This window comes from Microcoleus sp. Pol11C2 (genome assembly GCF_036701505.1).
In the GTDB taxonomy this organism is placed as follows: domain Bacteria; phylum Cyanobacteriota; class Cyanobacteriia; order Cyanobacteriales; family Microcoleaceae; genus Microcoleus.
The window spans coordinates 21,596-34,672 of the sequence record NZ_JAUBQX010000041.1 but is presented as its reverse complement, the minus strand read 5'-3'; the positions used below and the strand labels follow the sequence as shown (position 1 = coordinate 34,672).

10 protein-coding genes and 2 pseudogenes are annotated in these 13,077 nt (G+C 45.6%); 1 reads left to right on the top strand and 11 read right to left on the bottom strand.

What is annotated here, in order from left to right; genetic code table 11:
* Positions 1-31 precede the first annotated feature (31 nt).
* Positions 32-259 (bottom strand): exodeoxyribonuclease VII small subunit, encoded by a 228-nt coding sequence (gene xseB, locus QUA42_RS20615; RefSeq protein ID WP_242715540.1) that lies wholly within the window; start codon positions 257-259, stop codon positions 32-34.
* A complete protein-coding gene (xseA, locus tag QUA42_RS20610) occupies positions 256-1,425 on the bottom strand; it encodes an exodeoxyribonuclease VII large subunit (protein ID WP_333139613.1) in 1,170 nt (389 codons plus the stop codon). The genes xseB and xseA overlap by 4 nt, the downstream gene beginning before the upstream one ends.
* 236 nt (positions 1,426-1,661) lie before the next feature.
* Between xseA and QUA42_RS20605 the strand changes: the two genes are divergently transcribed.
* Positions 1,662-2,396: a hypothetical protein gene (locus QUA42_RS20605; RefSeq protein ID WP_333139611.1), complete on the top strand. Its 735-nt coding sequence runs from the start codon at positions 1,662-1,664 to the stop codon at positions 2,394-2,396.
* On the opposite strand, the gene gmk is transcribed toward QUA42_RS20605, so the two are convergent.
* From gmk to QUA42_RS20560, 9 genes and pseudogenes are all read right to left on the bottom strand, one after another.
* Entirely contained in the window at positions 2,393-2,962 is a 570-nt protein-coding gene (gene gmk / locus QUA42_RS20600; protein WP_333139609.1) for a guanylate kinase, read from the bottom strand. The genes QUA42_RS20605 and gmk overlap by 4 nt on opposite strands.
* A gap of 78 nt (positions 2,963-3,040) precedes the next feature.
* On the bottom strand, positions 3,041-3,307 hold the full coding sequence (gene remA, locus QUA42_RS20595) for an extracellular matrix/biofilm regulator RemA (RefSeq protein ID WP_006632566.1): 267 nt from the start codon (positions 3,305-3,307) through the stop codon (positions 3,041-3,043).
* 997 nt (positions 3,308-4,304) lie between these two features.
* Positions 4,305-6,407, bottom strand: a complete 2,103-nt coding sequence (locus QUA42_RS20590; protein WP_333139607.1) for a M3 family metallopeptidase — start codon at positions 6,405-6,407, stop codon at positions 4,305-4,307.
* Positions 6,408-6,626: 219 nt separating this feature from the next.
* Positions 6,627-7,457, bottom strand: a complete 831-nt coding sequence (locus tag QUA42_RS20585; protein WP_333139605.1) for a hypothetical protein — start codon at positions 7,455-7,457, stop codon at positions 6,627-6,629.
* A gap of 704 nt (positions 7,458-8,161) precedes the next feature.
* Positions 8,162-8,348 (bottom strand): annotated as a pseudogene (locus tag QUA42_RS20580) (ATPase); the annotation flags it as partial.
* Positions 8,349-8,398: 50 nt separating this feature from the next.
* Positions 8,399-8,674, bottom strand: a pseudogene (locus QUA42_RS20575) (IS1 family transposase); the annotation flags it as partial.
* A 50-nt stretch (positions 8,675-8,724) separates the two neighbouring features.
* Positions 8,725-9,018 carry a TIGR03792 family protein gene (locus QUA42_RS20570; RefSeq protein ID WP_333139603.1) on the bottom strand — a complete coding sequence of 98 codons (294 nt, stop codon included), beginning with the start codon at positions 9,016-9,018 and terminating at the stop codon, positions 8,725-8,727.
* Positions 9,019-9,044: 26 nt separating this feature from the next.
* Entirely contained in the window at positions 9,045-11,255 is a 2,211-nt protein-coding gene (locus QUA42_RS20565) for a PAS domain S-box protein (protein WP_333139601.1), read from the bottom strand.
* Positions 11,256-11,841: 586 nt separating this feature from the next.
* Entirely contained in the window at positions 11,842-13,050 is a 1,209-nt protein-coding gene (locus QUA42_RS20560) for an AAA family ATPase (protein ID WP_333062691.1), read from the bottom strand.
* Between the last annotated feature and the right edge of the window lie 27 nt (positions 13,051-13,077).

The following is a 13,077-nucleotide window of genomic DNA, read 5'->3' as shown; positions in this document are numbered from 1 at the left end:
TGCAACGCGTCTTTTCGTAGTTCACCTGCGCTTAAAAATCGGGTTCCGCAGCCAAAAGCTCGATCGACAAATCCATCTGTTCCTTCCCCCGCGCCAAAAATTTTTCGCACTCCTGCCAACACTCCACAGCCACCCCAAACTGCTCGAAAACCTCTTCTAGAGGCAACTCTCCCGATTCCACCCGATCGATAATCGCTTCAATTCGATCGACCGTTTCCTCATAATTCCAGTCAGACTGGCGCAACTGCGAATCAATCATAACTTTTCTTCTGCATCCAATACTTCTACAATCTTAACTTTCAGCACGCCCCGACTCAACCTCACAGTCAATTCCTCTCCCAATTCCAAACCGTCAGTTGTGCGGACGATCGTACCGTCACTTTGGATTACCGCGGCATAACCCCTTTGCAATACCGCTGCCGGATTCAGTGCGGATAATTTTTCTTGCAATACTTCCAGTTTACCAGTTGCTTGCCGCAAAGTTTGGGATGTCGCAGGTAAGCGTTTTAATCGATTTTGTAACAGTTGCAAATGCTCTTCTTCTGTCTGAAATCTGGCCCGCACAGCACTTGCTAAATTGAGCATTCTTTGCTTGTGTTCAAAGTAAAGATCTGCTAAAATGGGTACAGCTTGAGCGGCCGCCGCAGTGGGAGTGTGGGCTCGTTTATCTGCTACTAAATCGGCGAGAGATTCGTCTCTTTCGTGCCCGATACCGGTGATAATTGGAATCGCACAATTGGCGATCGCCCTGACAACTCTCTCATCATTAAAACAAGCCAAATCTTCCGCAGAACCGCCGCCCCGCCCTAAAATGATCACATCCGCCCTACCGTCCAATTCTACACGGGCGATCGCCCTAGCAATCGCAGCAGCAGCCAATTCTCCCTGCACTCCTGTCGGCGATAGCAACACCTGCAAACCCGGATATCTTTGAGCTAGAGTCCGCTGAATGTCTCCCCAAGCAGCGCCGGTATCGGATGTCACCACGGCCACAATTTGTGGGTGTGCGGGAATCGGGCGCTTTCTGGCGGGATCGAAGAAACCCTCAGCATCCAAGCGCGATCGCAATTGCTGCAACCGCAAAGCCTGCAATCCTTCCCCAGCCGGTAGCGATTGCACAACAGTCAACTGGTACTCGCCGCGATTTTTGTAAACCCGGATGCTTCCTAAAACCAGCAACTGTTCTCCTTTTTCCGGGATTTGCACCAATTTTTGCCGCTGAGAATTCCACACTACGCAGCGAATAGCAGCGCTTTTGTCGGTGTCGCACAGAGTGAAAAAGCAGCCGCTGGGGTGGTGCGAAACGTTCGACACCTCGCCTGTCAGCCAAACTGATTGCAGGTTGCGATCGCCCTCTAACAAGTCTTGCAGGTATGATGTTAGTCCGGCAACAGATAAAGCTGTATCGGGAAGAATTGAAGTCATCCAATTTTAGATTTTAGATTTTAGATTTTAGATTTAGGCTACTATCAATGCTTCGGACAGTGTGCGATTGGCAAGGGTAAAATAAGGGTTTAAGGGCGAGTGCAGAATCCACTTGCTAACGGAAAATCAAGGGTTTCCGAGTAGGATCTCAAAATAGTCCGGACTATTGTAGTATATCTAAGGTAATTTATTTGTAGGCTGAGCGGGCAATCGTAAATTTAACTGCAAACAAACTAATGATATCAGATACAATGACTTCGATGAATGTGCTGCGCCAAGAGGCTGCGGCGATCGGCATTACTGAGGAAGAAGCCAGAAAATATGGCGACCTCCGACATAAAAGAACTTGGTCTTTGGCGATCGAACATCACCTCTCAATGCAAGATTTTGCCGATCGCATAGAACAATCCTTCACAACTTCCGAACCCGATTCCTCCAGCGCACTCAACCACTCTCAGACTGCGGAGTCCAAAGACTATGGTATTCAGCTAACTGCGAACCTAGGCGAATCTAGAGTAACCAGGGAGAACGAAACAGCATCTCTTGCTGCGCCACAACAGCAAGCAGTAGCAATCGGGCGATCGCACACACATTCCGACCAGCGCAGCAACCAAAACCGAGGTTTTAAACAAGTAGTTCAAAATCATATTAAAGCATTAACAATTGCATCCGCCTCCCGCACAAATCTGCCCCATTCACACCTGGGCAACTGGGTTTGTCCTGAGTGTGGGCCGGAGGGCGAATTGGGTTGTTACCTTTGCGCCGGAGAAGGCAATGTAGGCGATATTCCAGCTATTGGCTGGACGCTAGCTTATATGGAAATGTTGGGCTGTTCTGCTCGCGAAATTGAACCGTTGAGGAAAATTTCGCCTTCATTGAGTATGGTGGAATTGAATTTAAAAGTTTGTGTTGCTATCAAACAAAGTAGCGAAGTTTTAGCCAGGACGCAGAAATGGGTAATTAGTCATTAGTTACCTGAAAGCTCAACCAAATTAAGTATTGATTCTAGCTTTTTCAAAGCAACTTCCAATTCGTCATTAACCACTTGGAAATCGAATTCCCCTGCTGCTTCAATTTCCTCTTTAGCCCGCACCAACCGACGGGCGATCGCACTTTCGGAATCTTGACCGCGACTCCGCAGCCGCCGCTCCAATTCTTCCCAAGAAGGAGGTAAAATAAAAATTCGCAGCGCCTCTGCAAACTTATTCCTAATTTGCCTAGCCCCTTCCAACTCAATTTCGAGGATTACCCATTTTCCCTCACCAATTCCTTGCTTGAGACCAAAATAAGGAGTACCGTAAAAATTACCGGCAAACTCAGCCCATTCCGCCAACTCTCCAGCCTCAACCATTTGTTCAAAACGGCTGCGGCTGACAAAATAGTAATGCTGTCCCTCAATTTCTCCCTCACGGGGCGATCGAGTTGTCACCGATACCGAAAGATACAATTCGGGATGGCGATTGAGGAGCGATCGTACTAAGGTGCCTTTCCCCACACCGCTAGGCCCCGTCAGAACAATTAATTTACCGGATTTCATTTTTAGAATAGAAACGTGTAACAATTTAAGTTTCCGCTTACTTTAGACCGTAAGCGCTCAAATTGCAACTGACCAACCTCAATCATCCCGACCTTGACCGTCTTTGCTGATCACAAAACGATTAGCAACCGTTTCCGGCTGAATCGCCGAGAGGATGACGTGACTCGAATCTGTAATAATTACCGCTCTCGTGCGGCGGCCGTAAGTTGCGTCTACCAGTTGTCCCCGCTCCCGCGCATCAGTAATAATCCGCTTAATTGGCGCTGACTCGGGACTGACAATGGCAATCACTCGATTAGCAGACACAATGTTACCAAAACCGATATTAATTAATTGAATATCCATGAAATTCTTAATCTGTAGGTGAACGATTGACTATCAATCCTTACTTTTGATCATATAATATACAAAGATTTTTTCTGAGAATCCTCAAATTAATCCCAACTAAGTTTTTTAGTTTCTACCTAAAATTTTCACCCTTTTGACGCCGAGTACCCCGTGCTTTATCAAAAATTTAAAAAAGACTCGCTGTTGCCACTCTATCTTAAAGATTCGGTAAAAGCGTCGATTTTTATTTGCAAATAAAAGCATTAGCTGTATAAAGAAAACAACCCGTAAATGTTGCGAAATATAAATTTAATTTCCGCGAAATGTAATTAGAGTATAATCAGTGCTCAATAACAGTAAATATTCCCAAATCGAAGTCTATACTAACAGTATTGAGACTGATGCTGCTTTGAGGAGCTTTCCAACCTCAACTAAAAGCTGCTGGCGATCGCACTTTATGCCCGATTTTTCACCAAAAAATGGGGGATGATGTGCCAAACTACAGATTTTTATTGCATGATGTTCTACAATAAAATGGGTTTGTAGTGAAAATTTTAGTGTTATTAATACCAATAAAAAAGTGTGGCTACAATTATCAATTTTCTAACAAATATGAAAACTTGCATAGTCTCGCGCCGGACACGGCAGTGCCGTTTCCCTACAGATGGTCGCAGGATTATATGTTGCAATAATTGGGGGAATTAGTAGAAAAATATGAGCACTTTAGTTTTTACTACAAATATTTTGAATTCAGCAAAAGTTAGGCATAAAGGGGTTTTACGCATGAGATGAATTCCGGTTGAATTGGAATGATTAAACCGCAGAGAACACAGAGTCAGAGAACAGAGAGATGAATAATTCCGATGCTACCTGATTTGATATAAATTATAGCGGTAAGACTTCATGCACACCGCACCCTAAGCATACAGGATATGCGTAAATTTTGGTTAACAAAAAACAGGGATTAATGCAGATAAATTCAGCCGCATTAATCCCCAGTTATTCCACACTTAAATTAAGCTGCAACTAAACCGCTGTGTCTCAACAAAGCTTTAGTGCTCGGTTCGCGTCCCCGGAAAGTTTTAAACACTTCCATCGGGTGCAAACTGCCGCCCAATCCTAACACTGTATCTCGGAAGCGCTTGCCTGTAGAGGCGATCGCACTTTCATCTTCCAAACCCGCTTCCTCAAACGCCGCAAAAGCATCAGCGCTGAGCACTTCCGCCCATTTATAACTGTAATACCCCGCCGCGTAGCCGCCCGCAAAAATGTGTCCAAAAGCGCACAAAAATGCGTCTTCTTCCAGAGGAGGCAAAACAGTGGTAGTTTTAGCGATACGGTTGCGGACATCGGCCACAGTTTCGCTGCCGCCCGATCGATAGCGGTGGTGCAATTCGATGTCAACGCTGCTAAAATGTACTTGCCTGAGCATGACGGTGCCGCTCATGTAGTGGCGCGCTGCTAGCAGTTTTTGGTAGTAGTGTTCCGGCAAAGTTTCCCCGGTTTCGTAATGCTTTGCCATCCCGAACAAAGTCGCGCGATCATAACACCAATTTTCCATAAATTGACTGGGCAATTCCACCGCATCCCACTCAACATTATTGATGCCCGAAGCCCCCGGATAGTCTACCGTTGTCAGCATATGCTGCAAACCGTGACCGAATTCGTGAAACAAAGTTTCGACTTCCAAGAAAGTCATTAAACTCGGTTTCCCGTCAACCGGAGGACTTTGGTTGCACACCAAATAAGCCACCGGCAACCGCGTAGTTGTTTTGCCTGCTTCGACAAATTTAGCGCGCACTACGCACTCGTCCATCCAAGCACCGCCGCGCTTTTCCTCGGGGCGGCTGTAGGGGTCTAAATAGAAATTGGCGATCGTATTTCCTGCTTCATCATCTATTTGGAAATAGCGCACATCTTTGTGCCACACAGGAGTTTGACCGTCCGCAGCAGTTACTGTCACGCCGAACAGCCGCTTTACTAACCCAAATAACCCCTCTAATACCTGTGGCAAAGCAAAATAAGGCCGCAATTCTTCGGCACTAAAAGCAAACTTTTCTTCCCGGCGCCGTTCCGACCAAAAACCAATATCCCAGTGCTTCAAATCTCCAGCTTCCGGTGCGCCTTTTTCGGCAGCAAAAGCTTTCAAATCTTCTAAATCTTTGACAGCAGCATCATAACTAGCCTGGCGCAATTCTTCTAACAAAGCTTCCACTGCAGTAACGTCGGGAGCCATTTTGCTCGCCAAGCTCAATTCGGCATAACTGCTAAACCCGAGCAAAGCAGATTTTTCCTGGCGCAAAGCTAAAATGCGATCGGTCAACGGCCAGTTATTCAATTCTCCGCTACTTGCTCTGCCGATAAAAGCTTTGTACAACTTTTCGCGCAAGTCGCGGCGGGTGCTGTGCTGCATGAAAGGGCCGTAACTCGGAAAGTCTAAAGTAATCCGCCAAGGGCCGTTTTCGGCATCCGCATTTTCTTCGCCGGCGCTGCGAGCGGCTTGAGCTGCTAAACTCAACAAACTCGGCGGCAAACCGTCAATTTCGTCTTTGTTTGTGAGGGTGATACTGAATGCTTTGGTAGCGTCGAGAACGTGATTGGAAAATTGGGTAGTAATTTCTGCCAATTCTAATTGAATGGCATTAAAACGCTCTTTTTGCTCGCCTTCTAAACCGACGCCGGAGAGTTGGGCGTCTCGGAGAGCGGCTTCGACAATTCGCTTTTGAGCTGACTCTAAGCTATCCCAATTTTCGCTAGCCCGCAGCGCTTTAAAAGCTTCATAAAGCGGTTTGCTTTGACTGAGCTTGCTCCAAAATTTTACTACTTCCGGCTGCACTGTTTCGTGAGCCGATCGCAATTCCGGGCTATTTTTCACACCCATCAAATGTCCGACAATGCTCCAGCTCCAATTTAAACGCTCTCCGAGTCGCTGCAATGGTTCTACTAAGCCGCTCCAAGTCGGTTCTACAGACGATTCTAAGTCAGCTAGCGAGGCTTCTAGTTCGGTCAGCAGTTGGGTAACAGCGGGCACTACGTGTTCTGGTTCGATCGCGTCAAATGGAGGCAATCCTTGACCGATTAGTAACGGGTTATCAGCAATAGTTAAGGTTGCAGTCATTTAATTTTCTTGTAACAGGTTGAAAACAGGTGAACTAGACAGATTAGCTTTTCATTTTGTAACACAGTTGTCGAAAAATTTGGACTCGATCGGGCGTGAGTCGCAGAATCTCTGAGTCGAAAAATCTTCCTTCTGACTGATGACTAATGACTCATGACTCATGATTAATCACTAATCACTAATCACTAATGTCAACTGTCAACTGTCAACTGTCCACTGTCAACTATCTTGTGTGTGCTGCAACTCCTTGACAACCGAGATTAAGCGCTTGAGATGAGGTTTGACAACTTCTTGCTGCTCGTGTTCCAAACGGTGGATTTGAGCTTGGACTAGAGACAAATCTGCAGTCGATTGGTGCGGGGGAGCTTGCAATTGGCTTTGCAAATTGGCCATGACTTTCTGGATTTCCAAAAATCGAGTATTTACTACTTCCCAGTCGTCTCTGGTGATAGAAGTTTCTGCCAAGCCTTGCGTCGCGCTTTGCAGTTGCTCTATAGCCTGTTCCACAGCTTGGAGATTCGCCCGTTGGCCAACCGATAAATCTTGCAGTTGTTCGCTCACCTGCTGGCGGACATCGAGCACAGCAGACGCCACGATTTCTTGCAAAGAAGCTACCGACTCTCCTAAACTCAGCAACTGCCGCTGAATGTCGAGAGAATCCTCAAAGCCTTCTGCCCTAGGCATTACCGCCATTTGCTGGCGCAGCGCTGCAATATCTGCAGACAACTGCCTGCGTAATTTAACAATTACCGTCACCGCCGTTTTTTCGACTTTATTGACAGACTTTTGGACTTGAGCCATTTCCGAATTTTGATGCACCCGCACTTGCTGCTCGAAGCGATATCGGTTAGCAACATTCAGCGACAAAGCCAAAGTTAGGGGAGCCACCCCGTAAAAAGCTTGGCCCGACACTGCCACCGCCAGGGAACCCACACCAGAGGCCGCCAGAGAGGCGTACTCTGCCAGCTCCAGCCAGTGCCTTTGAGGAAAACTTGGTCTCAAGCGGTTTGCAACAGAGGGTTTTGGCTTCCGCACGGCTCTTTGGGTCATAGTATTTGCTCGTTGTGGGTAAGGTTGCGAGACTGGGTGGAGCATCGATTTCTATCCTTATTTTCAGTTATATGTTTTAGATTATTTCTTGGCACTCTTCTATTTTTACCTTTGTGAGTAAGTTAAGGATGACTGCCATATTATTATGTATTTGGGAGCCTGTGACGATCGCGCCCAATTCCGGCTGTTAAAAGGTTCGCCCCAACGCGCCCTCTATTTTACAGGAGTTAGGGTCATGGGGTGAGGGCGATCGACAATAGCTGTCCAGGCTAACTGAAAAATGCCTAAGACTATTTTAGATTTTAGATTTTAGATTAAAAGTTAACAAAAGGCGACCTACTGAGGAGATTGTCGTTTGGAGATTGTCGGGAGTTGCCTTTTTGTTCGCGCATTGGTATAATTTACTATTTCTCAATGGCCCGGAGCAAATTTACTGTAAAAATTGACCAATGAACTCAGAAAAACCTGGAATTGGCGATCGGCTAAAGTCTATTTTCAGTATCGCCATCTTTATCATTCTCGTACTAGGAGTAGGCTTTTTAAGCGTGAATTTTATTTCAGCTCTCTATGCAAAACTTTCTTAAAATTAGTCCTGGACGCATGGGGTTCAGAAACCGGGTTTTTTACGAGAAGACGCATCGCAGCCCGCAGACTGGATAAAAAACCCGGTTTCTTTGGTATTTATGCGTCCAGGACTATTTTGGTTATAACCCTTTGATATATTGCTTCAGTACAGGGGGCAAAGTGTAAAGACTTTCCTGTTTTTCGATCGCGCTGCGATAGAGATTGCAATGCGTTTAGCAAATCTGATGATGATATTTGTCCGTTTTGTAGCAATTTGGCGAGCTTTACTGGCTGGTTTTCTGTCGCCAACAATGACATAACTTGTTTTTATAGTTCGGAAGTGGGTAGTCCTGGATAGTCATGAAAAAATAAGGCTTTCACTCTATAGATAAACAGGCGTTATACTCATGAATAAAATACCCGATTGCTTCAATATGATTGGAGACTTTTTAGAAAAGGAAAGAGTTTTTCTGACTAAACGAGATATTCTTTGTCTCATCGTATTGTTAAATCTTTCTATATAGGAAGTCTTGCCACTTTCCTTGACTACTGATTGGTGTCTGTTTTTTGGAAAAACTCTCTGATAAGCACTCCAAAAGTCGGTGAAAAAACAAGCACCTTGACTCTGGAACTGTCGGTATAGAATCCCACAATCGTTGAGTTCCTAAATGCTGACTGATGACTGATGACTGATGACTGATGACTAATGCAAAAACTTGCGAACTTGATATTCGCGACTTTCGGCGATCGCAATTTGCAAATCGCCCATTTTGGCATCCAACTCCTCAATTGTGCTTTGTGGCACAGACTTCCACTTCTCCCTAGTTTCCCAGCGAATCACCATCACCACCTCATTTTCCACCGGATCTACCCAAACTTCTTTGCCTAAAAAACCGTCCAAACTTTTTAGTCCCGCCGTCCAAACTTCCTGATCTCGCTGAATAAAATGCTCCCAGTTTTCTTGAGGTACTTTAAATTTTAGCCACTCAATTACCATCTTATTTCCTATTTGTAAATAGCTAATTAATCGTTGCCGATCGCAATTTTAATGATCAACTCCGTTCCCTCTCCCGGACGCGAAATACAGTGCAACTTACCGCCGTGCTTTTCTACTACTAAATGCTGGGATATGGCTAGACCCAAACCAGTGCTCGTGTCTGGACATTTAGTAGTAAACAAAGGGTCAAAGATGCAATCGAGGACTTCTTCAGTCATGCCAGGGCCGTTGTCACTAATGGCGATCGCAACTTCGTTTTCCCCTACCATGGAGGTCCGAATCCGAATTTCGGGATTGAATATTTCAGAACTCGACCTGGCTGAAGACAAGTAAGACTGATTTTTAATTTTACCAGAATTTTCGGCATTTCTCCCCCCTTCTTCCAAAGCGTCGATCGCATTTGTCAACAAGTGCATGAACACTTGGTTTAAGTGTCCGGCATAGCAGTGAACTCGTGGCAAATCTCCGTACTCTTTAACTAGAGAAATACCCGGCCGTCCCCCTTTAGCTTGCAGGCGATTTTGCAAGATCAGCAAAGTGCTGTCCAAACCTTCGTGGATATCAGCAGGCTTCATTTGGGCTTCGTCGGTACGCGAGAACAAGCGGAGCGATCGCACAACATCGCGAATCCTTTCCGAACCGACTTTCATTGAATTTAGCAGTTTTGGCAAATCTTTTTTGATAAATTCTAAGTCTAATTCTTCCATCAAATCTTGAATTTCCGGCACTGGATGGGGATAATACTTTTGGTAAAGGTCGATCGATCGCAGCAGTTCTTGAATGTAGCCAGTGGCGTGGCTGACATTGCCAGAAATAAAACTAACTGGATTGTTGATTTCGTGCGCGATTCCTGCTACCAACTGCCCCAGAGATGACATCTTTTCTGTTTGAATCAGTTGAGTTTGAGTTTGCTGCAAAATTAACAGCGTCTGCTCTAATTTAGCAGCTTGTTGTCGCAAGCGTTCTTCGGATTCTTGCAAAGCTAAAAGAGACTGTTTGCTTTCTGTAATATCCAATCCCACAAATACCGCCGCCGTATTGTTATGGTATTTTTGAGCCACTATTAGATAAGTTTTATTTTCTCCTCTGATGCTCGCTGTTACTTCTTGAGATGTTTTCTTTTTATGGTTCGCAAAGAAATCGTATACTAAATCGTTAAATTTGGGACTTGTCTCTAAAAAACCTACTTTTTGACCGATAAATAGTTCGGACGGCATTTTATAAGCGCTAGCTAAATGTCGGTTTACTCCCAAATAGCGCAAATCGGAACTTACCCAAGAAACTAATCCCGGCACGGCGTCCAAAACGGCTTGAAGTTGCTCTTTCGCCTCTACGAGCGCTGATTCTGCTGCGAGGCGAGCGGAAATGTCGCGGGCGATCGCGCAGCGGTATTCGCAGCCGCCGTATTCTAAATAATTGACTTTAACTTCGACGGAAAAACTGGCGCCGTCTTTGGTTTTGTAACTGGTTTCAAAAGTGAGGTTGGTTTGCTGCTTGAGTTGAGCCCAGTGTTCTCGCCAATCCGATGCTGGCAAATGCGAATCGATGTCGCTAACCCTCATGTTTAGCAGTTCCGATTCCGAGTAGCCGAAAAGATGGCAAGCGGCTTTGTTCGCGTAGCAAATTTGACCGTCGGAGGTACTAAAAAAGATTGTATCAGCAGCATTTTCGAGGGCAATTTGAGTTAGTTGTGGTATTGTTCCTAACTGCTTGCTTTTGACCTCGGACTGAAATTTATTAGAGCAATTGGTTTGAGCAGGAGCCTCACCTATCTTAGATGCCAACAAAATCAAACCGCCGATCGCACCTTCGCTATTTTTCCAAGGCTGAAATACCCATCTTACCGACTCGCTGACAGAGCCACTTGCGGTTTTTCCTGATACAGATGCGATCGATCGCCCTGCCACAAACTCGCTGTATTCCAAAACTCCCGTCAAACAAGCCTGGGCATTTTGCTGCCAATATTCCGGGAGATTCGGGAACAGTTCCCAATGAGATCGGCCGATCGCCTCGCCGTCGCCCAACCCGCAATCTGTTTCCCAGCGACGAGAAACAGCCAGATAGCGCATTTCACAATCTACCATTGCCACGGCTTCGGCGGAGCGCTCCACAAACCGCCGAAATCTGTCTTTACTCTCGGACACGGTTGCCTCTGCGGGTTGTTGGGCGATCGGGAAAGTCCCGTCAACGTACCTTCCCAGTCCCTGACTTTTTTGCTGAACTGGCTTAGTTTGCACGGTTTGGGATTTCCTCCATAGCTGTCAAGTTTGAAAAATTCTGTTTGAGACCAAAAATGCTGTTTTTCCCTGATTTGCTCTCTCGGACGATACCCTTAGAGGGTGTCACCCATCATTGATATCATTTTTGATGGGGATATGTCTATAGGCATTAGTGTCAATTTAAGACCAAAGCTAGTGCCCGGTTGCTGTTTGACGATTAGGCATAGATCGCGCTGGCGCCCCCCGAATAATAGTCGGAGGGGACTGGAGTGATCTCTTGTCTCCCCCGACTATTCCGGGGCGCAAGAGGGCAGCGAGACTAGGCAAAAAACGAGAGAGAAAAAGGGTTTTAGGCGATAGTTGACAGCAATGGTCTAGAGGTACCCAAGAAAGTGTCCCCCACACCTTGATATTCAGAAGATTTCCTGGTGATTGTTCGGTATTTTATACAAGCCCCCAAAAGAATGCAACTGTATGCCCGCGATCCAAATCATGAGCTTCCTCAGTCATTCCCAATTCTTTCATTGAAAATCCCACATCGAACATGGTATGAGATCGTGTAGCAAGTGCGATCGCCAGATAGCTTGAGAATGCAAGAGAGCGCTCAAACAAATTTGTGCGTAAATTCACTGGTAAAATCCACTCTCCCTTTCCGTAACATTGCAGGATCTAATCTTTCAGTGGTGTTGCAAGTCATCAAAACTACGAGTTTTTGCTGAAATTGAATGCCGTGTTCGTCGATGACGCTTTGATACAAAGTTCCATCCAGCAAACTCAAAATGTGTTCAGTTTTGTTAGTACGTTGGGCTTCTGCAGTCGATCGATCTTGAGCCAAATTATCAGCCTCATTGATAATAATACAAATCCGCTCTAAATAACTCGGTGGCACAAAATTTTCCACAGCATCGTGATCTAAGATAAAAATTACATAACCCAGCGGCACTAAAATTTCCTTTGCTACCGCTTGCGTCCAAGCAGTTTTGCCAGTACCCGGTTCGCCACTAACCAAAACAGCCAACTGATTTTGATCCAAAATTGCCTGCTGAACAGTATCCGTAAAACTTTGAACCTCCGCAGAAAACGTGCGAATTGGGAACTGGCTGTGAACCTGTCCGACGCGGCTTTTGTACCCGCCCAGAATCACCGCTAAATTATAAGTTGCCTTGCTAACGAGTGGCGCAATATCTTGGCAAATTAGAGTGTAGCAGCGTCTTCCCCTGTCGTAGCTGTCAATTTGTAGCCAGCAGCCGAATCGAGCCCAAGAAGCATAAACAGTACCCAAAACTTCCAAGCGTTCCCAGCTAACAAATCGCTCCGGGGGATAAGAAAAATGTCGCTCCATAAAAGACTGGGTAATTGTATCCGGTTTCCCTAGCAAAGCCAGAACTTTGAAAACAGTAATTTCTTGGAGCTTGTTGAGAACGTAGTCGATGGGAATGCTAGCGCGGCTGACCAATTGCACTACAGGCGTTTCGGTAACTAAAACGTCTTTGTAGCGGTAATCCGGGTAAACTGGCTGCGGAGTAATGTAATCCCAAAATTCATCAATTTCGTAGCGAGTATTTTCCGAAAATACATTTAAAATATTGGCCCACCAAGTATATTGGTGTCGTCCCATTGCGTCGGCAATATCGCTAGCTGCACCTAAAGTTTTTTGAGCTAGTTCTTGGGGGTCGCTAGACGCTAAATGTACCAGGTGTTCCCAATCAAATTGACGATAAAAAGGTCGCCAACCCGAGCCTAGCAGACCTCTATTTTGAGAATTGTTTTGATGAAAATTGTTTTCGCGATCGCCCATATCTTCCGCACTCATTTTGCAAAACTCCTACTTACTCTTATT